General features: G+C 74.1%; 21 protein-coding genes and 1 riboswitch. Of the genes, 10 read left to right on the forward strand and 11 right to left on the reverse strand.

The genetic code is table 11. From position 1 onward, the window contains the following. The first annotated feature begins 54 nt into the window (after positions 1-54). From E4U91_RS05190 to E4U91_RS05200, 3 genes are all read left to right on the forward strand, one after another. Positions 55-2535, forward strand: a complete 2481-nt coding sequence (locus E4U91_RS05190; protein ID WP_137305600.1) for a SpoIIE family protein phosphatase — start codon at positions 55-57, stop codon at positions 2533-2535. A gap of 100 nt (positions 2536-2635) precedes the next feature. Further along, the gene (locus E4U91_RS05195) at positions 2636-3877 is read left to right on the forward strand and encodes a PP2C family protein-serine/threonine phosphatase (RefSeq protein ID WP_137305602.1); all 1242 of its coding nucleotides are present in this window, start codon (positions 2636-2638) and stop codon (positions 3875-3877) included. A 156-nt stretch (positions 3878-4033) separates the two neighbouring features. Then, positions 4034-4759, forward strand: coding sequence for a lysophospholipid acyltransferase family protein (locus E4U91_RS05200; protein ID WP_137305604.1), 726 nt, complete (start codon positions 4034-4036; stop codon positions 4757-4759). A 91-nt stretch (positions 4760-4850) separates the two neighbouring features. On the opposite strand, the gene E4U91_RS05205 is transcribed toward E4U91_RS05200, so the two are convergent. From E4U91_RS05205 to E4U91_RS05240, 8 genes are all read right to left on the reverse strand, one after another. Next, entirely contained in the window at positions 4851-6446 is a 1596-nt protein-coding gene (locus E4U91_RS05205) for an alpha/beta hydrolase (RefSeq protein ID WP_137305605.1), read from the reverse strand. Positions 6447-6584: 138 nt separating this feature from the next. Continuing rightward, positions 6585-7397, reverse strand: coding sequence for an urease accessory protein UreD (locus tag E4U91_RS05210; RefSeq protein ID WP_404767913.1), 813 nt, complete (start codon positions 7395-7397; stop codon positions 6585-6587). Further along, a complete protein-coding gene (gene ureG, locus E4U91_RS05215; protein ID WP_137305609.1) occupies positions 7394-8080 on the reverse strand; it encodes an urease accessory protein UreG in 687 nt (228 codons plus the stop codon). Before ureG ends, E4U91_RS05210 begins: the two co-directional genes overlap by 4 nt. A gap of 172 nt (positions 8081-8252) precedes the next feature. Further along, entirely contained in the window at positions 8253-8927 is a 675-nt protein-coding gene (locus tag E4U91_RS05220) for an urease accessory protein UreF (RefSeq protein WP_137305611.1), read from the reverse strand. A 46-nt stretch (positions 8928-8973) separates the two neighbouring features. Further along, positions 8974-10695 carry an urease subunit alpha gene (locus tag E4U91_RS05225; RefSeq protein WP_137305613.1) on the reverse strand — a complete coding sequence of 574 codons (1722 nt, stop codon included), beginning with the start codon at positions 10693-10695 and terminating at the stop codon, positions 8974-8976. Next, entirely contained in the window at positions 10688-10999 is a 312-nt protein-coding gene (locus E4U91_RS05230; protein ID WP_137305615.1) for an urease subunit beta, read from the reverse strand. Before E4U91_RS05230 ends, E4U91_RS05225 begins: the two co-directional genes overlap by 8 nt. A gap of 10 nt (positions 11000-11009) precedes the next feature. Then, complete coding sequence (locus E4U91_RS05235) at positions 11010-11312, reverse strand: urease subunit gamma (protein ID WP_137305617.1); 303 nt, start codon at positions 11310-11312, stop codon at positions 11010-11012. Between the two features lie 122 nt (positions 11313-11434). After that, entirely contained in the window at positions 11435-12061 is a 627-nt protein-coding gene (locus E4U91_RS05240; RefSeq protein ID WP_137305619.1) for a TetR/AcrR family transcriptional regulator, read from the reverse strand. A 103-nt stretch (positions 12062-12164) separates the two neighbouring features. Here E4U91_RS05240 and E4U91_RS05245 point away from each other — a divergent pair, with 103 nt between their 5' ends. Then, the gene (locus tag E4U91_RS05245) at positions 12165-13169 is read left to right on the forward strand and encodes an ABC transporter permease (protein ID WP_137305620.1); all 1005 of its coding nucleotides are present in this window, start codon (positions 12165-12167) and stop codon (positions 13167-13169) included. Positions 13170-13532: 363 nt separating this feature from the next. Here the strand turns inward: E4U91_RS05245 and E4U91_RS05250 are convergent, their stop codons facing one another. Then, on the reverse strand, positions 13533-13811 hold the full coding sequence (locus E4U91_RS05250) for a type II toxin-antitoxin system Phd/YefM family antitoxin (protein WP_137305622.1): 279 nt from the start codon (positions 13809-13811) through the stop codon (positions 13533-13535). Between the two features lie 73 nt (positions 13812-13884). Here E4U91_RS05250 and E4U91_RS05255 point away from each other — a divergent pair, with 73 nt between their 5' ends. Together E4U91_RS05255 and E4U91_RS05260 are read left to right on the forward strand one after the other, a co-directional pair. Next, on the forward strand, positions 13885-14202 hold the full coding sequence (locus E4U91_RS05255) for a hypothetical protein (protein ID WP_137305624.1): 318 nt from the start codon (positions 13885-13887) through the stop codon (positions 14200-14202). Between the two features lie 387 nt (positions 14203-14589). Then, positions 14590-14730: riboswitch (cyclic di-AMP (ydaO/yuaA leader) on the forward strand. Between the two features lie 3 nt (positions 14731-14733). After that, a complete protein-coding gene (locus E4U91_RS05260) occupies positions 14734-15207 on the forward strand; it encodes a C40 family peptidase (RefSeq protein WP_137305626.1) in 474 nt (157 codons plus the stop codon). Positions 15208-15474: 267 nt separating this feature from the next. On the opposite strand, the gene E4U91_RS05265 is transcribed toward E4U91_RS05260, so the two are convergent. Next, positions 15475-15975: an ATP-binding protein gene (locus E4U91_RS05265; RefSeq protein WP_137305628.1), complete on the reverse strand. Its 501-nt coding sequence runs from the start codon at positions 15973-15975 to the stop codon at positions 15475-15477. Positions 15976-16189: 214 nt separating this feature from the next. Between E4U91_RS05265 and E4U91_RS05270 the strand changes: the two genes are divergently transcribed. Both E4U91_RS05270 and E4U91_RS05275 read left to right on the forward strand, forming a co-directional pair. Then, entirely contained in the window at positions 16190-17050 is an 861-nt protein-coding gene (locus E4U91_RS05270) for a helix-turn-helix domain-containing protein (RefSeq protein WP_137305630.1), read from the forward strand. A gap of 9 nt (positions 17051-17059) precedes the next feature. Next, positions 17060-17284: a DUF397 domain-containing protein gene (locus tag E4U91_RS05275; RefSeq protein WP_137305632.1), complete on the forward strand. Its 225-nt coding sequence runs from the start codon at positions 17060-17062 to the stop codon at positions 17282-17284. Positions 17285-17323: 39 nt separating this feature from the next. On the opposite strand, the gene E4U91_RS05280 is transcribed toward E4U91_RS05275, so the two are convergent. Continuing rightward, positions 17324-18451 carry an 8-amino-7-oxononanoate synthase gene (locus tag E4U91_RS05280; RefSeq protein WP_137305634.1) on the reverse strand — a complete coding sequence of 376 codons (1128 nt, stop codon included), beginning with the start codon at positions 18449-18451 and terminating at the stop codon, positions 17324-17326. Positions 18452-18599: 148 nt separating this feature from the next. On the opposite strand from E4U91_RS05280, the gene bioB reads away from it, so the two are divergent. Together bioB and E4U91_RS05290 are read left to right on the forward strand one after the other, a co-directional pair. Then, positions 18600-19850 (forward strand): biotin synthase BioB, encoded by a 1251-nt coding sequence (gene bioB, locus E4U91_RS05285; protein WP_137305636.1) that lies wholly within the window; start codon positions 18600-18602, stop codon positions 19848-19850. Beyond that, the gene (locus E4U91_RS05290) at positions 19843-21123 is read left to right on the forward strand and encodes an adenosylmethionine--8-amino-7-oxononanoate transaminase (protein ID WP_137305638.1); all 1281 of its coding nucleotides are present in this window, start codon (positions 19843-19845) and stop codon (positions 21121-21123) included. The genes bioB and E4U91_RS05290 overlap by 8 nt, the downstream gene beginning before the upstream one ends.

Raw genomic sequence — 21123 nt, forward strand, 5'->3', positions numbered from 1 at the left:
GGTGAAGGGAGGCAACGAGGTGGTGGACCACGCTCAGCGACAGAGAGGCCGGTCGTGGGCGCTGACGAGAACCATGACGTCGCCCGCCGCTGGTTCGGCGTGGCCGACGCCGCGCCGGTGCTGCTCGACGCGGACGGCGTGATCACGAGCTGGACCGGGAGCGCGGGGCGGCTGCTGGCGTACCCCGCCGCGGAGGTCGTCGGTACGCGGCTGACGCGGCTGCTGGGCGAGGAGGACGCGGCCCGGCTGCCCGGGCTGCTGGCCCACTGCCGCACCGACGGCGGCTGGGCGGGGCTGCTGACCGCCCGGCGCCGGGACGGCCTGCCGGTGAGGCTGATGGTGCGCATGACCTCGGCGGCCGACGTGCAGGGGCCCTCGCGCTGGCTGCTGCTGATGCACGACGTGGGCCGGGCGGCCCAGGCGCCCGGCTGGGACCTGGACCGCGGGGTGCTGGAGCAGATGGTCTCCGGCTCCCCCATCGGCATCGCGATCGTCGACACCGACCTGCGGTTCGTGTGGTCCAACGCGGCGCTGGCCCGGTTCGGCGGCGGGGCCCCGGCCAGCCGGCTCGGGATGCGCCTCGCCGACGTGCAGCCGGGGGTGAGCGCGGAGCCGATCGAGGCGATCATGCGACGGGTGCTGGCGACCGGCGAGCCGGTCCTCGGCTACGAGCACGTGGGGCGCATCCGGTCCGCGCCGCACCGCGAGACGGCCCACATGATGTCGTTCACCCGGCTCGACGACGACCACGGCCGGCCGATGGGCGTGTACTACACGGTGATCGACGTGACCGACCGGCACCGGGCACGGCAGCGGCTGGCGCTCCTCGACCGGGCCGGGCAGCGCATCGGGAGCGGCCTGGACCCGGTGCGCACCGGCCAGGAGCTGGCCGACGTGGCGGTGCCGGACTTCGCCGACCTCGTCGCCGTGGACCTGCTGGAGTCCGTGCTGCGGGGCGCGGAGCCCGCCCCCGATCCCCAGGGCGGCGCGGCGGTGGGGCCGCTGCGGCGGGCCGGGCACCGGTCGGTGGACGAGGGCGACCCCGGGGCCGCCGTCGGCATCGGCGCCCCCGCCGTGTACCTGCCCGGGTCGCCCCCGCTGCGGGCGCTCGCCACGGGGCGTCCCTGGCGCGAGACCCGGCTCGACCCGGCGGGCGCCTGGACGTCGCGGGGCCCGGGCGACCGGGCGGCCGCCGGGCCGGACCCGGGCGCGCACAGCGTCCTCGTCGTCCCGCTGCGCGCCCGGGGCGTGACGCTCGGGATCGCGACGTTCTTCCGGCGGCACCGGCAGGAGCCGTTCGACGTGGACGACGTCAGCCTGGCCGAGGACCTGGTCTCGCGTGCGGCGGTGTGCGTGGACAACGCCCGCCGCTACACCCGGGAGCGCAACGCGGCCCTGGTGCTCCAGCGCAGCCTGCTCCCGCGCCGGCTGCCCGAGCAGGACGCGGTGGAGGTGGCCGCGTGCTACCGCCCGGCCGACGAGCTGACCGGGCTGGGCGGCGACTGGTACGACCTGATCCCGCTGTCGGGCGCGCGGGTGGCGCTGGTGGTGGGCGAGGTGCCCGGGCACGGCATCGGCGCGGCGGCGGCCATGGGGCGGCTGCGCACGGCGGTGCGCACGCTGGCCGCGCTGGACCTGCCGCCGGACGAGGTCCTCGCCCACCTCGACGACCTGGTGGGGCGCACGGACCGCGAGGAGGGCGCCGCCGTGGACCCGCCCCCCGAACAGGACGCGCGGCAGGTGGGCTCGGGGTGCCTGTACGTGGTCTACGACCCGGTCGACGGACGGTGTGCCATGGCGGCCGCCGGGCATCCGGCCCCCGCGGTGGTGCTGCCCGACGGGGACGTCCGCTTCGTCGACCTGCCGCAGGGCCCGGCGCTCGGCACCGGCGGGCCGCCCTTCGAGGCGGTCGAGCTGGACCTGCCCGACGGCAGCACCCTCGCGCTGCACACGGACGGGCTGCTGGCGCGCGGCGGGCGGGGGACGCCGGACGCCGACCGGGACCGGCTGCGCCGCGCCCTGGAGCGGCAGGCCGACTCGCTGGAACTGCGCTGCCGTGCGCTGATCGACGCGCTGGCGCCGGACCAGCCGAACGACGACGTGGCGCTGCTGATGGCCCGCACCCGGCGCCTGGACGCGGGCCGGGTCGCCGAGTGGGAGGTGCCGGCCGACCCCGCGGCGGTGGCCGACGCCCGCCGCACGGCGAGCCGCCGGCTGGCGGAGTGGGGCCTGGAGGACCTGGCCTTCACCATGGAACTGGTGGTGAGCGAACTGGTCACCAACGCCATCCGGCACGCGGCCGGCCCGATCCGGGTGCGGCTGCTGCGGGGGCGCGCGCTGGTGTGCGAGGTGTACGACGGCGGGGCGACGGCGCCCCACCTGCGGCATCCGCGCACCACGGACGAGGGCGGGCGCGGGCTGCTGCTGGTGTCCCGGTTCACCCGGCGCTGGGGCACCCGGTTCACCCCCGAGGGGAAGATCATCTGGGCCGAGCAGCCGCTGGACGGCGGCGCCGACGACGAGGGCGCCGGATGACGGCCCCCGGCCGGCCGGCGAGCGGATCCGCCGGGAGCGTCCGACGGCGGACGGCGGACGATGGGGAGCGGGCGCGGACCGGGCAGGATGGGGCGTGGTCATGGACGGCACGGTGATCGACTACGCGGCGGTGTTCCAGGCCCTGCCCGGCATGGTGGCCCTGCTCACCCCCGACCTGGTGGTCGCCGACGCCAACGTGGAGTTCCTGCGCGGCACCGGCCGCTCCCGCGAACAGGTGGTGGGCCGGAGCCTGTTCGAGGTCTTCCCCGAGAACCCGCACGACCCCGCCGCGACCGGCATGCGCAACCTGGAGGCGTCCCTGCGCAGGGCCGTGACCACCGGCGAGCGGGACGCGATGGCCCTCCAGCGCTACGACGTGGAGAACCCCGAGCGGCCCGGCGAGTGGGACGAGCGGTACTGGAGCCCGGTCAACACCCCGGTGCTCGGACCCGACGGCTCCGTGGTGCTGGTGGTGCACCGCGTCGAGGAGGTCACCGAGCTGATCCGCGCCCGGGGCCGCCGGGACACCTCCCGGGTCGGCAGTCGCGCCCGTGTCCTGGAGGCCGAGCTGTACACGCGGGCCCGCGAGCTGCAGCAGCTCAACGAACGGCTGCGCCAGGCGCACGCCCGCGAACGCGAGGTCGCGCTCGCCCTGCAGGAGGCGATGCTGCCCGCCCGGCCCCAGGTCAAGTACCGTCAGGTGGCGGTGCGTTACCGGCCGGCGGTGGGCGCGCTCAACGTGTGCGGCGACTGGTACGACCTGGTCGACCTGGTCGGCGGCAACCGCATCGGCGTGTCCGTCGGCGACGTCGTCGGACACGGCCTGGAGGCGGCCGGGGTGATGGGGCAGCTGCGCAGCGCGCTCAGCGCCGCCTCCCGGGTCGCCGGCGGGCCGGCCCAGGCGCTCGACGTGCTCGGGCGCTACGCCCACGTCGTGGACGGCGCCGAGTCGGCCACCGCGGTCACCACGTTCATCGACTTCGACGACCGCAGGATCACCTACTCCAGCGCGGGCCACCCCCCGCCGGTGCTGGTCCACCGCGACGGCCGCGTGGAGTTCCTCGACCGCGCCACCGACCCGCCCCTGGACGCGCGTCCCGAGCCGACACCGAGGCCCCAGGCGGGCACCCGCTACGGCGCGGGCGCCACGCTCGCGCTGTACACCGACGGGCTGGTGGAGCGGCGCCACGAGGACATCGACACCGGTCTGACCCGGCTCGCCGAGTCGCTGGCCCGCCACCGCGACGAGGACCCGGAGTTCCTCGCCGACGCCGTGCTGATGGAGCTGCTGCCGCCCGGCGGCGCGACGGACGACACGGCCCTGGTGATCGTGCGGCTCTGACGCCTCGTCACACACTCGGCGGACGGGGTCGCGCGACGGTTCCGGCGGCACCCCGCCGCGCCTACACTGACAGCCCCACGGCCCGCCGGTTGACCTGCTGGAACACGGTGGGTCACCCGGGGGCCGGACCGGTCCGGTGGACGGAGGAGCACCCCGTTGTTCTACTACCTGCTGAAATACGTGGTGTTGGGACCGCTGCTGAGGCTGCTGTTCCGGCCGCGCATCGAGGGTCTGGAGCACGTGCCGGAGACGGGCGCGGCCATCGTGGCCGGCAACCACCTGTCGTTCTCCGACCACTTCCTCATGCCGGCGGTGCTCAAGCGGCGCATCACCTTCCTCGCCAAGGCCGAGTACTTCACCGGTCCCGGCATCAAGGGACGGCTCACCGCGGCCTTCTTCCGCAGCGCCGGGCAGATCCCGGTGGACCGCTCCGGCAAGGAGGCGGGCCAGGCCGCCATCCGCGAGGGCCTCGGGGTGCTCGGCAAAGGCGAGTTGCTCGGCATCTACCCGGAGGGCACCCGCTCGCACGACGGCCGCCTGTACAAGGGCAAGGTGGGCGTGGCGGTGATGGCGCTCAGGGCGGGGGTCCCGGTGGTGCCGTGCGCGATGATCGGCACGTTCGAGGCGCAGCCGCCCGGCACGGTCGTGCCCCGCCTGCGCCCCGTCGCCATCCGCTTCGGCGAGCCGCTGGACTTCTCCCGCTACACCGGCATGGAGAACGAGAAGGCGGTCCTGCGCGCCGTCACCGACGAGATCATGTACGCGATCCTGTCGCTGTCCGGGCAGGAGTACGTCGACCGGTACGCGGCCGACGCCAAGGCGCAGGCCGCGGCCGCCGAGGCCGCGCGCGAGCGCAGGTTCCGCAGGCTGCCGCTCAGCTGACGCGGCGGGTCCGTGGACCCGGGCACGGGAAAGGGGCGGTCGGATGGCTTTCCGACCGCCCCTTCGCGTGTCCCCTGGTGCTACCGGGTGCTCACGGCTTCGGCGTGGCGTGCGGGGCGCAGGTCACGTCCGCGCTGTCCACCGTGCCGCCCAGCAGGTAGGCGTCGACCTTCGGGTTGATGCACGGGTTCACCAGGCTGGTGACACCGTGGGAGCCCGCGTTCTTCTCGGTGATCAGGCGGGAGCCCTTGAAGCGCTTGTGGAGCTCGACGGCACCCTCGTACGGGGTGGCCGCATCCCGCTCCGACTGCACGATCAGCACGGGCGGCAGGCCCTTGTGCGTCTTGACGTCCACCGGCGTCTGCTGCTTGACCGGCCAGTAGGCGCACGGGAGGTTCATCCAGGCGTTGGCCCAGGTGAGGAACGGGTAGTCCTTGTGCAGCCGGGTGTTGTCGCGGTTCCAGGTGCGCCAGTCGGTGGGCCACTTGGCGTCCACGCACTCGACGGCCGTGTAGACGGCGTTGCTGTTCTCCGAGGCGATGTTGCCGGCCGTGTCCGTCATGTCCGGGGCGGCGGCGTCGACCAGGGCCTGGGTGTCTCCGGCGAAGTACTTGCTGAAGACCGTCGCCACCGGGATCCACGACGAGTCGTAGTACGGGGCGCCCTGGAAGAAGGAGATCAGCTCGGCCGGGCCGACGACCCCGCCGATCGGGTTCTTCTTCGCCTCGGCCCGCAGCTGGAGCCACTTGGCCTGGACGGCGGCCCGGGTGGTGCCCAGGTGGAACGTGGCGTCGTTGGCGGCGACCCAGTCCTGCCAGTCCTTCCAGCGGCCCTCGAACGCGATGTCCTGGCCGAGGTTGGCCTCGTACCAGATGTTCTCGCGCGCGGGGTTGACCACGCTGTCCACGACCATGCGGCGCACGTGGCCCGGGAACAGGGTGCCGTAGACCGCACCGATGTAGGTGCCGTAGGAGACGCCCAGGTAGTTGAGCTTCTTCTCACCGAGCGCGGCGCGGATGACGTCGAGGTCGCGCACCGTGTTCGGCGTGGTCATGTACGGCAGCATCTCGGCGCTGCGCTCGTAGCAGCCCTCGGCGTACTCGCGGGCCAGCTTGATCTGGGCGAGCTTGTCCGCCTCGGAGTCGGGCACCGGGTCGGCCTTGGGCGCCTTGACGAACTCCTGCGGGTCCACGCACGAGATGGGCGCGGAGTGGCCGACGCCGCGCGGGTCGAAGCCCACGAAGTCGTAGGCCTTGGCCACGTTGGCCCACACGGGGGCCTTGGTGGTGACGCGGCGCGGGAAACGCAGGCCGGAGCCTCCGGGGCCGCCCGGGTTGTAGACGAGGGCGCCCTGGCGCTCCGCCTTGCTCCCGGTGTTGCCGATGCGGTCGACGGCGAGCTTGATCTGCTTGCCGTTGGGCCGGGCGTAGTCGAGCGGCACGCTGACGTAACCGCACTGGATGGGCTTCTCGAGGCCCCAGTCCGCCGGGCAGTCCTGCCAGGCGATGCCGGCCTTCGCGGCCCGCTCGGCGGCGATCGCGGCGCCACGCTGCTCACGGTTCTGCCCGCTGCCGCTGGTCGCGCCCGCGGAGGGCGCCGCCACGGCACCGGCGATCAGGGTCGCAGCGACCAGCGCACCGGCCGAACCGAGCACCGCCGTCCGCCTGTTCGGTCGTATCTCCCTCAAGTGAGGCTCTCCCCCTACCTAGAGTCGACAGATAGGGGGGATCCTTTCTCCTGTGGGGCACCTGAGAACAGGTGTCGTTGACCTTCTTTGCCAATCCGATAACCGGGCCGGGCGCACCGCTGACCGGATGCGGTGCCGTCAGCCGAGCTCGGCGAGGGCCGCGTCGAGCACCCGGCGCAGGCGCAGCCCGTCCGGCGCGAGGGCGGTGACGAGCACCGCGGGCCCGGCGAGCGGCACCATACAGGCCGTCTCCCCCAGCAGCCGTGGCGCGGGCGGGTGCTCGGTGAACGACGGCCGTACGACGAGGAGTTGCCCGAGGGCACGGTGCCCCGCCAGTACGGCGGGCCCGTCCCAGCCGCCCGGCGCCCCCGGGCCGCACGCCACCTCCTGGTCGAGGACGAGCCGTGCGCCGACCCGCAGGACCAGACGGCCGGCGAGCCGCCCGGGTTCCTCCCCGACGCGTCCGAGCACCTGCTCCTCGCGCAGCACGAGGGTGGCCGTGGGGGCGACGTCGACGCGGGTGGTGACGCGCAGGTCGCTGCCGCGGGCCGAGATGAGGGGCTCGGGCAGCCAGCCGAGCCGCGCCCCGTCCCCGACCCGGACGCGCACGTCGTAGTGTGCGTCGCCGCCTGCCTGGCCCGGCAGGGCGATGGTGGCCGCGGCGGAGGTCAGGCGCAGCCGGGCCCCTTCCTCGACGTCGGCCCGGACGGCGAACCGGTCGCCGCCGAGCGGCCCGCTCATGGCCCCGACGAGCACGACCCGCGCCTCGTCGCCGTCACCGCGGGTGCGGCGCAGCGCGAGGGGCCCGTCGCTCTCCAGCACGGGCAGGCAGGTCCCGCCCCGCCCGTCGCGCCGGGCCACGAGCCGCGCGGTGGCGTGCACGCCGGACGAGGTGGCCGGGGCGGGGGCCCGGTGCCCGGCCGGGTGCGCCGGGAGGACGGGCCCGGTCACGCGGTCCACGCGGCGAGCCGGTCCCGTACCCACGCGGCGACGTCGCCCACACCGCTCCCGGCGCGCAGCGACTGGAAGACCACGGGGAGTCCGGCGCGCTGCGCCTTGGCGTCGGCGGCCATGCGGGCGAGGTCGGAGCCGACGTGGGGGGCGAGGTCGGTCTTGTTGACGACGAGCAGGTCGGCCGTGGTCACGCCCGGGCCGCCCTTGCGCGGGATGTCGTCGCCGCCCGCCACGTCGATGACGAAGACCTGCGCGTCCACCAGCCCCTTGGAGAAGGTGGCGGTGAGGTTGTCGCCGCCGGACTCCACCAGCACCAGGTCCAGGGGGCCGACGGCGTCCTCCAGGTCCTCCACGGCCTCCAGGTTGGCGGAGATGTCGTCGCGGATCGCGGTGTGCGGACAGGCGCCGGTCTCCACGGCGGCGATCCGCTCGGGCGGCAGCACGGCCTCGCGCAGCAGGAACTCGGCGTCCTCCCGGGTGTAGATGTCGTTGGTGACGACGGCGAGCGCGAACTCGTCCCGCAGTTCCCGGCAGAGCGCGGCGACGGTGGCGGTCTTGCCGGAGCCCACGGGCCCGCCGAGCCCGATGCGCAGGGCACGGCGACGGCCGTCGGGACGGCGGGCGTCGGCGCCGACCGCGGCCGGGGCGTGGAGGTGGGGGTGGGGGTGGTCGAGGTGCATGGGGGCTCCTGGGTGTCGTGGGGACCGGCCGGGCCGGGGGCGGATCGGGTGAGGCGACGGCCACCCGGGGAGGGGCGGCAGGGTCCCGCCGGGGTGGTGGGTTCCTGATGCGCGGCCGGAAGCGGGTGGGCAGGGCAGCCGTATCCGGGTGGGGCAGGCCAACCGCCCTCCGTCAGGAGGCGAACAGCCGTGTCGGGAGCCCGGTGTGTGCCTCCGCCCCGATCTCCAGCAGCGGCGCGGAGGCGGCCGGGAGCGCGTCCACTCCACCGGTCGAAGCGGCGCGGGCCGCCCGCACCGCCCGGTCGGCCACCCGGTCCACCTCGCCGGCCGTCCGCGCGAGGACGCCGGTCGCGTCGAACGGGTCCAGGCTGAGCAGCCTCACCACGGCGGTCGCCGGGCCGCTCACGCTTTCGTAGGCGGCGCAGTACGCGGCGTCCCGCGGGTCCAGTCCCGCCGCCCGCGCGGTCATGCCGAGCACGACCGGCTGGTGGGCACCCCTGGGGAACGTCCGCGCCAGCGCGTCGAGTTCGGCGTCGGGCCAGGCGGCCCGGGCGGCCCGCAGCAGCTGGCGTCCCAGCTTGCGGGCGGTGCCGCGCAGGGCCGGTGAGGGGGTCCGCGCGTCGGCGGCCTCGTCGAGCGCCACGGGGTCCACACCGAGCGCGGCGGCCGCGGCGAGCGCCGCCGCCACCAGCCCGGCGGTGTGCAGCCTCCCCCGGCAGAAGTTTTCGAGGTCCGCGGCCCCGGTGATCCGTCCCGCCCGGACGGCCGCCTCGGCGCCGCCGGAGTGCGCGTGCCCTCCGGCGGGGAACCGGCCGTCGGCGAGGACCAGAAGTGCGGCCCTGGTCATGCCCTTCTCTCCCGCCCACTCGTACGATCCGTCGACTGCCCGTTCCTCAGAAGAGGAAGTACCGCTGCGCCATGGGCAGTTCGGCGGCCGGAGCGACCTCGACGAGGTCGCCGTCGATGCGCACCGCGAAGCTGTCGGGGTCCACCTCGACCCGTGGCCGGGCGTCGTTCTCGCGCAGGTCGGCCTTGGTGACCCCACGGGTCGACTCGATGGCCACGAACCGCTTCCCGAGCCCGAGCCGCTCCGGCAGGCCGTCCTCGATCGCGAGCGGGGCCACGAAGTTGAACGAGTTGGCCGCCGGGGCCCGGCCGATCGCCCCGTACATCGGGCGGGGCAGGACCGGCTGCGGGGTGGGGATGGAGGCGTTGGCGTCGCCCATCTGCGCGTACGCGATCTGCCCGCCCTTGAGGACGAGGTGCGGCTTGACGCCGAAGAACGCCGGTTCCCACAGCACGAGGTCGGCGAGCTTGCCGGTCTCGACCGAGCCGATCTCCCGCGCGAGGCCCTGGGCGAGCGCGGGGTTGATCGTGTACTTGGCGACGTAGCGCCGTACGCGGTGGTTGTCCGCGCGTCCGTCGCCGGGCAGCGCGCCCCGGCGCCGCTTCATCACGTGTGCGGTCTGCCAGGTCCGCAGGACGACCTCGCCGACCCGGCCCATCGCCTGGGAGTCGGAGGAGATGATCGAGATGGCGCCCAGGTCGTGCAGGACGTCCTCGGCGCCGATCGTGGACGGCCGGATCCGGGACTCGGCGAAGGCCAGGTCCTCGGGCACCGCCGCGTTGAGGTGGTGGCACACCATCAGCATGTCGAGGTGTTCCTCGGCGGTGTTGACGGTGAACGGCCGGGTCGGGTTCGTCGAACTGGGCAGCACGTGCGGCTCGGAGACCACGGTCATGATGTCGGGCGCGTGCCCGCCGCCCGCGCCCTCGGTGTGGTACGCGTGGATGCCGCGCCCGGCGATCGCGGCGAGCGTGTCGCCCACGAAACCGGCCTCGTTGAGGGTGTCGGTGTGGATCGCGACCTGGATTCCGGTGCGGTCGGCGACGGTCAGCGCGGCGTCGATGACGGCAGGCGTCGATCCCCAGTCCTCGTGCAGCTTCAGCCCCAGGGCGCCGGACCGGATCTGGGACAGCATGGCCTCGTGCGAGACGGTGTTGCCCTTGCCGAGGAAGCCGATGTTGAGCGGGTAGTGCTCCATCGCCTCCAGCATGCGCGCCAGGTGCCAGGGCCCCGGGGTCACGGTGGTCGCCTTGGAGCCCTCGGCCGGTCCGGTGCCGCCGCCCACCAGGGTGGTGATGCCGGCCGCCAGCGCCTCGTCGGCGATCTGCGGGCAGATGAAGTGCACGTGCGCGTCGATCGCGCCCGCCGTCAGGATCCGTCCGTTGCCCGCGACGACCTCGGTCTCGGGCCCGATCACCAGGTCCGGGTGGACCCCGTCCATGGTGTCGGGGTTGCCCGCCTTGCCGATGCCGGTGATCCGGCCGTCGCGGATGCCGACGTCGGCCTTGACGATCCCCCAGTGGTCGACGATCACCGCGCCGGTGATCACGGTGTCCGGGGTGCCCTCGGCGCGCGTGGCACGCGACTGGCCCATGGACTCGCGGATGACCTTGCCGCCGCCGAACACGGCCTCGTCCCCGGCGAGTCCGGGGCCGCCCGAGCGGTCCTCCTCGATCTCGACGAGCAGATCGGTGTCGGCGAGGCGGATCCGGTCGCCGGTGGTCGGCCCGAACAGGTCGGCGTAGGCGGCGCGGGAGAGTTCAGGCATCGAGGGGACCTCCGGTCTCCCCGCGCAGTCCGGGCACGACGCGGGCGCCGGCGAGGGGGACGAGTTCGACGTCGACGGGGAGGCCCGGCTCGAAGCGAACGGAGGTGCCCGCGGGCACGTTCAGCCGCTTGCCGCGGGCGGCGGCACGGTCGAACTCCAGGCCCGGGTTGGCCTCCGCGAAGTGGTAGTGGGAGCCGACCTGCACGGGCCGGTCGGCGGCGTTGAGGACGGTCAGCCGGGTGACCGCGCGGCCCGCGTTGTACACGATCGGGCCGTCGCCGAACAGGACTTCACCGGGAATCACGGGCGCCCCCTCAGACGATCGGGTCGTGGACGGTGACGAGCTTGGTGCCGTCCGGGAAGGTCGCCTCGACCTGCACGTCGGGGATCATCTCGGGCACACCGTCCATGACGTCGTCCCGGGTGAGCAGCGTGCGCCCGGAAGCCATCAACTCGGCGACGCTGCGCCCGTCCCGGGCGCCCTCGAGGAGGTGGGAGGTGATGAGGGCCACGGCCTCCGGGTGGTTCAGCCGGAGCCCCCGGGCCCGGCGCTTCCCGGCGACGTCGGCCGCCACGTGGATCAGCAGCCTCTCCTGCTCGTGCGGGGTCAGTTGCACGTCCCACCTCACCTCCTCGCGGCGGGCCGTGCGGGGCCCGCCTGCCGCGGCCACCGGCGGACCTCTCCGATGACGTGTCGGGGAACGCTAGTGGGGGTGCGTTTCGAGGACGTTAACCGCGCTCACCGCGCCCGCGGGTCGCGCATGCTCATCAGCGCCCGCAGCCCGCGCTCCAGGGTGCCGTCGGGGACGGGGCCCAGCGCCGCCAGGTGCGCGACGAAGCCCTGGGCGAGCGCGACCATCACGCGGGACATGGCGTCGGCGTCCGCGCTGCGGTCGATCAGGCCGGCCGCCTTGTAGCTCTCCACCACCCGCATCCAGGCGGAGCGCACGGCGGTGTAGCCGGTGTGCACCTGGACGGCCAGTTCGTCGTTGCGCCCGACCTCCGTCCAGGCCTGGGCGACCAGGCGCGGGAAGGCCCAGGAACCGTCCTCCAGCAGCCCCGGCCTGACCTCCCGCATCCGCGCCAGGGCCCGCGTGATGAGGACGTCGGGCAGCGGCGGCGGCGCCTCCTCGGCGGCCCCCTCGTAGGTCTCGCGCAGGACGCCGAGCACCTCGGCGACGATGGCCGTGATGAGCTCGTCCTTGCCCCTGAAGTAGCGGTAGACGGCGCCCGCCGAGAGGTCCGCCTCCTTCAGCACGTCCTGCATGGACGTGGCGTGGAAGCCGTTGCGGGCGAAGCACAGGGCGGCGGCGTCGAGGATCTGCCGGCGGCGGGCGTCGAGGTGCGCCTGGGATACACGGGCCATGCCGCCAACGTAAAACGAACGTTCCTTCTTGACAAGTCACCGCGGACGGCGCACGGTGTTGGTAGACGTAAAACGAACGATCCTTCTTTTTAGGGGAAACCCCATGGCTCAGCCCTCCCCCGGCGCCCGCCGCCTCACGGTCGCCGTCGTCCTCGCCCCGCTGCTGGCCGCCCTCGCGCTCTGGGCGTTCGCCTGGCCGGCCGCGCGGACGGCACCCCGCGACCTGCCGCTCGGCGTCGCGGGTCCGGCGTCCGCCACCTCGGCCCTGGAACGGCAACTGGCCGGACGCCACCCGGGCGCCTTCGAGATCCACCGCTACGACGACGAGGCCGCCGCCCGCGCCGCGATCGAGGACCGCACGGTGTACGGCGCGGTGGTGGTCACCCCCGAGGGCCCCGAGGCGCTGACCGCGTCCGCGGCGAGCCCGGTCGTCGCCCAGCTGCTCCAGCAGGCCGTCACTGAGCAGGCGGCCGCCACGGGGGCGCGGGTGAGGACCGTGGACGTGGTCGCCGCCCCGGCCTCCGACCCGCGCGGCGCGGCCCTGACGGCGAGTGTGCTGCCGCTCGTCATGGCGGGCCTGGCCACGGGAGCCGCGGTGACGTTCCTGGGACTCGGCGGGGTCCGTGCCGCCCTCGCCCTTTCCGGCGCCTCGGCACTGGTCGGCCTGGCCGCCGCGGGCATCGCGGACAGCTGGCTCGGCGTGCTCACCGGCGACTGGTGGGCGGAGGCGGGGGTGCTGGGCCTGTCGACGCTGGCCGTGGCCGCCGCGGCCGCAGGACTGTCGTCCCTCGTCGGCCGGGCCGGGCTGGGCGTCGTGGGCGCCCTGGTGATGCTGGTCGGCAACCCGTTCTCCGGCGCCGCGTCGGCCCCGCGGATGCTGCCGGAGCCGGCCGGCGCGATCGGCCAGTGGCTGCCGCCGGGCGCGGGCGCCTCGCTGCTGCGCTCGGTGGCGTTCTTCGACGGCGCGGCAGCGGTCGGCCCGGCGCTCACGCTGACCTGGTGGGCGGTCCTGGGCCTGGGCGCGGTCCTGCTCGGCGACGCGCTGGGGCCCCGCACGGCAAGCACCGAGTCGCCGACGGAGACCCGGGAACCGGTCGCCGTGAGCTGACGACGACCCACCCCTTCCCGAACGACCGCGCATTCCCGGCCGCCGCGAGGCGGGTGGGGTGCGCGGTCGCGTTGTGGGTGGGGGGTGTGACGTCGGTGGCGGGGGGCGTGGCGCCGCGAGGCAGGCCCGCGAGGGCCGTGGTGTTCCAAGGCGGGGGCGGGGGGCGTCGCGCGAGGGCAGGGCGAGGGCAGGAGCGCCACGAAGGCAGGGCGAATGACGTGGCACCCCAAGGCGGACGCGGGGGACGTAGCGCCGGGAGGCGCGAGGGACGTGGTGCCCCCGAGGCGGGGGCGGGGGGGCGTAGCACCGGAGGCGGGGCCGGGCCGCCCGCGTGCACCCGGTCGCGCGGTGCGTTCGCCGCCGCTACCGGGCTTCCGGCCCCCGGTGTTCCGCCGCGACGTCGAACCGCCGGTGTTCGCGGGGAGCGGACGCGACCTCGCGGACGCGTGCGACCGCGCTGAGCACCTGCTCGTCGTCCGGCGCGTCGAGGGCGTCGAGTCGCTCCAGGTCAGCGGCGGAGACCAGGGCGACGAGGGGCTTGCCGTGGCGTGTCACGACGACGCGCTCACCGCCGTAGACGACCCGGTTGATCAGGTCGGCGAGCTCAGCCCTGGCTTGCGTCACCGGAATCTCGTAGGCCATGCTCCCCACATTACGTCATGTACGTCCTGTACATTTTTCACGGCGGCAGTCCTGCCCCAGGAAGGCGTGAGCCATGACCCGACCGCTGCCTCCCGAGCTCCCGCCGCTGCCCGCGCTGACCCGCGCCGAGGGCGAGTTGATCGACCGTTACCTGGAGGTGGTCGACCTCCTCGGCCGCATCAACCCCGCCCACGACGGGGACACCTACCGTGGACTGCGCGCCGCCCAGGCGCTGGTCGCCAAGGCGACCGCGCTGCGGGAAGCGCTGGCCCTGATGCACCAACGGGGTGAGAGCGAACTGCACGCGCCGACGCTGGCGCGGGCCCTGCGCGTGCTGGACGGCGAGCGCCGCACGGCACGCGTCACCGTCCCCCCGCCCGCCGACAGTTGAGCCACGCCGGCGTGACGCGTGCGGGGCCTCGGACGGACCAAACGGGGTACCGCCGATCGGTGTAGACGCACCTGCCGTTACCGGCGGGTTCGAGTTGCGCAACCGGCGTGGACAGGACACGGAATCGGGCGTTCCCTGCCTGGTCCGGGCGCGTGTCCGGGCGTGGACGGCTGACCGGGCATCAGGGAATCCACTCGAACGGGTGAGTGGTGAGTAACAACACAAATCCCTGGTTCCGTTGGGATTTTCGGACATGTGTGAGCCAAGATCCCTGTCTGACGACAAGACCCCGCCAAAGCGGCGGGGCGATCCGGGCGGACGCCGAGTCCTGCCGCCGCCCGGATGACAGGTCGACAGGAGTGGATCGGCAGGAGTGGAGGACCCAAGCATGACGGGTCGCCGGACCGAGGTCTCCGCACGGAGGCACCGGGCCGAGCAGCCCTTGGGGTGAAGCCGCGTCAGCGGCCGGGCAACTTCGCCAGCCCGAATCCGACAGGTCATCCTTCACAGGCGGCTGACGAAGGGTTGCGCATGACTGCGCTCAATCGTGTCCCGTCGCTCATGGCCCGGGCCGGTACGGCCTCGGCCTTCGCCATCGCCGCCGTCGGCGGCTCGATCGTGGTCCCGGGCGTCGCCGCCGACGCTGCGGCCGCCACACCGGCGACGAAGGCACTGCAGGTCGCGGCGTCCAAGAAGGGTGCGCCGTACAGGTACGGCGCCACCGGGCCGCGCCGGTTCGACTGCTCCGGGCTGACGCTGTACTCGTTCAAGAAGGCGGGCAAGAAGCTGCCCCGCACTGCGGCCCAGCAGTACAACAAGACGAAGCACATCTCCTCGAAGAGCCGCAAGGCCGGGGACCTGGTGTTCTTCCACTCGGGGTCGAGCGTCTACCACGTGGGCATCTACGCCGGCAAGGGCAAGATATGGCACGCCCCGAAGACCGGGGACGTCGTCCGGCTGCAGAAGATCTGGACAAAGAGCGTCTGGTACGGCCGGGTGAAGTGACACTCCCGGAGCGGCCGGCGGCGCCCCTGACACGCCGTCGGCCGCTCCGGGACTCCCCGGGGCCGCGCAGGGGCTCCCCGGGGCTCCGCGAGGGGTTCACAGCGCTCTCGGGTCGTGCGTGGCGCCACGCACGACCCGAGAACCGCACAGGGGCCGCTCGCAACGGGGCGAGCCGGCCCGGTCCGGCCGCCGGAGCCATGTCCGCGCCCTCGGGCCCGATGTCCGCACCCCCGAGCCCGGCGTCCCGGCGCAGCCCGCCGCGCCCCCTCAGCACCCCTGACGGTGGATCTGCCCCCCGCCCACGGGCGGCACCGCCTCGTGCTGTCCGATCGCCCGGACCGGCTGCGCGGGCAGCGTCCAGGGCAGCTCGATGGCGACCGTCTTGCCGCCCTCCCGGGTGGGCCGCACCCGCAGCCGCCCGCCGTGCTCGGCGGTCAGCCAGCGAATGATCGCCAGACCTCGGCCGTTGTCCTGCTGGACGGCGGCCGGCAGTCGTCTGGGGAACCGTGGATGGCTGTCGGTGACGCCGACGCTCAGCCGCTCGTCGCGGCGCAGGGCCAGGTCCAGGGTGAAGGTGGGTGACTGGCCGGAGGTGTGCTGCACCGCGTTGGTGGCCAGTTCGGAGACGATCAGACGGACGGTGTCGACCAGGTCCGCGTCCGTCGGCAGACCCCACTCCGCTAGCACACCGCTCGCGAACGCGCGCGCCGTGGACACCGAGGCGGGATCGCTCGGCAGAGTGACGGATGCTTCCAGATGGTCTGCCATGAAGACGTCGTCCCTTTCTCACGGGACCGCAGTCCGACGCGGTGCGGAAGGTTCGAGTACGGTCCCGGACTGGTGCTTCGTCGCCAGACTGCCATTGCCGCGCGGGTCCCGGACGGCGATCCACCAAGATATGCATATATCTGTCGCTCGAAGCGGTGAACTCTGCCACGGCAGAGCGTTTCCGGGCGGCTCGGAAGGAGTAAGGAGCGGTTCCATGCAGCACGGCCCCGCGGTGCGCCGCCGGAAACTGGGCGCGGAACTGCGGGCGTTACGCGCCCGCACGGGACTCACCAGCGGTGAGGCGGCCCGGCTGGTCGGCTGGCACCAGTCCAAGGTGAGCCGGATCGAGACCGGCACGAGCGGCGCGAAACCGGCCGACGTGCGGTCACTGCTCGACGCCTACGAGGTGGACGACCCCCAACTGCGCGAGATGATGCTGCTGTTGGCGGGTGCCGACGACGGCGCCGGGCGGGACCACTGGTGGCACGCCTACCGGGGGGTGCTGCCGCCGACCTACCGCGACTTCATCAGCCTGGAGTCGCAGGCCACCGCGATGCGGACGCTGGAGACGACCGTGGTCCCGGGGCTGTTGCAGACGGCCGAGTACGCCCGTGAGGTGACCCGGGCGGCCGTCGAGGGGGTGGACGAGGACCGGCTGGACACCCTGGTGGAGGTGCGGCTGGCCCGGCAGGACGTGCTGCGCGCGGATCCGCCGCTGGTGCTGAGCGCGGTCCTGGACGAGGCGGTGCTGCGCCGGGAGGTGGGCGGCCCGGAGGTGATGGCGCGTCAGCTGCGACGACTGGTGGAGGCCGGGCGGCTGCCCCAAGTGCGGTTGCAGGTGCTGCCGTTCGCGGCCGGGGCACACATCGGTGTGACGGGGCCTTTCGTCATCTTCTCATTTTCGAACACTTCTGATCTGGACGTCGTCGTTCTCGACCATTTGACGAGTAGCCTCCATCTCGAACGGAAAGAAGACCTGGAGGCCTATACCGAGGCCTTCAACGCCCTTCGCATCCATGCCCTTTCACCCGAGGATTCGCTGGAATACATCGCCGCGATAGGTGACGGCGCGTAAGGAGGCACCATGACCGCACTGCCTCGGAACGTACCTTCCTCCACCACCCTGACCGGGGTGCGCTGGCTGCGCAGCAGCCGGAGCACCGGAGCCAACAACTGCGTCGAGACGGCCCGGCCGGCCGCAGGACCGTACGCCGGACTGCTCGCCGTACGCGACTCCAAGGACCCGGCCGGACCCGCGCTGCTCTTCTCCCCCGAGAGCTGGGCGGGCTTCACGGCCGCGTTCCGCTGACGCCCGGCACCGGACGGACCACGGCCGTGTCACGCCGACTCATGGTCGTGTTTCGCCGATCACCCGTACAGCGCCATCGAGCTGGACCTCCGTGAGGTCCGCGCGGGCGGTCAGCCTGAGCCGGGAGATGCCGTCGGGCACGGAAGGAGGACGGAAGCACCCCACGGCCAGGCCCGCCGTACGGCAGTCGGCCGCCCACTGAACGGCCTCCTCCGGGGAGGGGGCGCGCACGGAGACGACCGCGGCGTCCGGACGCACCGCGTCCAGGCCCGCGGCCGTCAGCCGGGTGTGCAGGTCGCCCGCCACCGCGCGGGCCCGCGCCGCCCGCTGCGGTTCGCGGCGCAGCAGCCGCAGGGCCGCGAGGGCCGCGCCCGCCGCCGCGGGGGCGAGTCCCGTGTCGAAGATGAACGTCCGGGCCGCGTTGACCAGGTGGTCGATCACCCGCGCGGGCCCGAGCACCGCGCCGCCCTGGCTGCCGAGGGACTTGGACAGCGTCACCGTGGCCACCACGTCGTCGGCGCCGGCCAGCCCCGCCGCGTGCGGCGCGCCCCGGCCGCCGTCGCCCAGTACCCCGAGCCCGTGCGCGTCGTCCACCACCAGACCGGCGCCGTGCTCCCGGCAGGCCGCCGCGAGGGCGTCGAGGGGGGCCGCGTCGCCGTCCACGGAGAACACGCTGTCGGACACGACGACCGCGGGACCCGCGTGCGTGCGCAGGGCCTTGCCCACCGCCTCCGGGTCGGCGTGCCCCACCACCTGGGTGGTCCCGCGGGCCAGCCGGCAGCCGTCGATGAGGGAGGCGTGGTTGCCCGCGTCGGACACGACCAGGGAGCCGTGCGGGGCGAGGGCGGTGACCGCGGCCAGGTTGGCCGCGTACCCGGAGGAGAAGACCAGCGCCGCCTCGAAGCCGCAGAACGCGGCCAGCTCCCGCTCCAGCTCGGTGTGCAGCTCGGTGGTGCCGGTCACCAGGCGCGAGCCGGTCGAGCCGCCGCCCCAGGTGCGGGCCGCCGCCGCGGCGCCCTCGACGACCTCGGGGTGGTGGGCCAGGCCCAGGTAGTCGTTGCTCGCCAGGTCCAGCAGCGGCGAGTCGGCGGGGCGGGGCCGCAGGGTCCGTACGAGTCCGGCGCGGCGGCGCTGCTCCGCCTGCGCGTCGATCCAGCCGAACGCCATGGCTCCTCCGGTGCTTTTGTAGGTAGCGGACAGACACTAGCGGGACGACCGGCCACACACGGTGTGGCGATACCCACACGTCGATCCGGGTGTGTTGTGCGATCCCTACCTTGGCCCGGAGCGGGTGATTAGGACAGGATCGGCTTTCATGGACCTGCTGAACACGCTGGTGGACAAGGGGCTTCGGCGCGAGCTGCCGACCCGCGAGGAGGCGCTGGCCGTACTGGCCACGTCCGACGACGACCTGCTCGACGTGGTGGCCGCGGCCGGAAGGGTGCGCCGCCACTGGTTCGGACGGCGGGTGAAACTCAACTACCTGGTCAACCTCAAGTCGGGCCTGTGCCCCGAGGACTGCTCCTACTGCTCCCAGCGGCTCGGCTCGAAGGCCGACATCCTGAAGTACACCTGGCTCAAGCCCGACGAGGCGTCCCGGGCCGCGGCCGCCGGACTGGCGGGAGGCGCCAAGCGGGTGTGCCTGGTGGCGTCCGGGCGCGGGCCGACCGACCGGGACGTGGACCGGGTCTCGCAGACCATCCGGGCCATCAAGGACCAGAACGAGGGCGTCGAGGTGTGCGCCTGTCTCGGGCTGCTCTCCGACGGCCAGGCCGAACGGCTGCGCGAGGCCGGCGCGGACGCCTACAACCACAACCTGAACACCTCCGAGGGCACCTACGGCGACATCACGACGACGCACACGTACGCCGACCGGGTGGAAACGGTGCAGAAGGCGCACGCGGCCGGACTGTCGGCCTGCTCGGGGCTGATCGCCGGCATGGGCGAGAGCGACGAGGACCTGGTCGACGTGGTGTTCTCGCTGCGCGCGCTGGACCCGGACTCGGTGCCGGTCAACTTCCTCATCCCGTTCGAGGGCACCCCGCTGGCCAAGGAGTGGAACCTCACCCCGCAGCGCTGCCTGCGGATCCTGGCGATGGTCCGCTTCGTCTGCCCGGACGTGGAGGTGCGCATCGCGGGCGGCCGCGAGGTCCACCTGCGCACGATGCAGCCGCTCGCGCTGAACCTGGCGAACTCCATCTTCCTCGGCGACTACCTCACCAGTGAGGGCCAGGCCGGCCAGGCGGACCTGGACATGATCGCCGACGCCGGCTTCGAGGTGGAGGGCGCCGACCAGGTGACGTTGCCGCAGCACCGGGCGGACGTGGCCGGCGGCTGCGGCTCCCACGCCGGGGCCGGGTGCGGCTCCGACGCCGAGGCGGGCTGCGGCTCGCACGAGGGCGGCGGCTGCGGCTCGCACGCCGAGGCGGGCTGCGGGTCCGCCGCCGACGGCGGCGTCTGCGGTACGGCCGCCCCCGCGCCGGTGCCCTCGGCCGCCGAGCCGCGCACCGACCTGGTCGCCGTCCGCCGCCGGGGCGCCGGGACGGACCTCGCGCCCAATGCCTGAGCTGGACGTCGCCGGGCTGCTCGACCTCGACCGGCGGCACGTGTGGCACCCCTACGGTCCGATGCCGGGCCGGTCGGACCCGCTCGTCGTGGAGTCGGCGAGCGGGGTCCGGCTGCGTCTCGCGGACGGATCCGGCGAGCTGGTCGACGGCATGTCGTCCTGGTGGTCGGCGATCCACGGCTACAACCACCCCGTGCTCAACGAGGCCGCCCGCGACCAGCTGGGCCGGATGAGCCACGTCATGTTCGGCGGGCTCACCCACGAGCCCGCCGTCCGGCTGGCGAAGCTCCTGGTCGACATCACGCCCGACGGGCTGCAGCACGTCTTCCTCGCCGACTCCGGGTCGGTGTCGGTCGAGGTCGCGGTCAAGATGTGCCTGCAGTACTGGCGTTCGCTGGGCCGTCCGGGCAAGCAGCGGCTGCTGACCTGGCGGGGCGGCTACCACGGGGACACCTGGCAGCCGATGTCGGTGTGCGACCCCGAGGGCGGGATGCACGAGCTGTGGAGCGGGGTGCTGCCCCGCCAGCTGTTCGCCGACCCGCCCCCGGCCGCGTACGAGGAGTCGTACGCGGACCACCTGCGGGCGATGGTCGAACGGCACGCCGACGAACTGGCCGCGGTGATCGTCGAGCCGGTGGTGCAGGGCGCGGGCGGGATGCGCTTCCACTCCCCCGCCTACCTGCGGGTGCTGCGCGAGGCGTGCGACGCGCACGACGTGCTGCTGGTGTTCGACGAGATCGCCACCGGCTTCGGGCGCACCGGCGCGCTGTTCGCGGCGGAGCACGCGGCGGTGACCCCGGACGTGATGTGCGTGGGCAAGGCGCTGACCGGCGGCTACCTGACGATGGCGGCCGCGCTGTGCACCGCGCGGGTGGCCGACGGGATCTCCCGGGGCGAGGTGCCGGTGCTGGCGCACGGGCCGACGTTCATGGGCAACCCGCTGGCGGCCTCCGTGGCCTGCGCCTCGATCGGGCTGCTGCTCGGCCAGGACTGGCTGTCCGAGGTGAAGCGGATCGAGGCCGGGCTGGTCGAGGGGCTGGCGCCGGCCGCGGAGCTGCCCGGGGTGCGGGACGTGCGCGTCCTGGGCGCGATCGGGGTGGTCCAGCTCGACCACCCGGTCGCCATGGCGGCGGCGACCCGGGCCGCCGTGGCCGAGGGCGTGTGGCTGCGGCCGTTCCGCGACCTGGTCTACACGATGCCGCCGTACGTCACCGGGGACGAGGACGTGGCACGGATCGCGCGCGCGGTGTGCGCCGCGGCGCGGGAGGGATGA

This window comes from Streptomyces lasalocidi (genome assembly GCF_005280215.1).
GTDB classification, from domain to species: Bacteria; Actinomycetota; Actinomycetes; order Streptomycetales; family Streptomycetaceae; genus Streptomyces; species Streptomyces longwoodensis.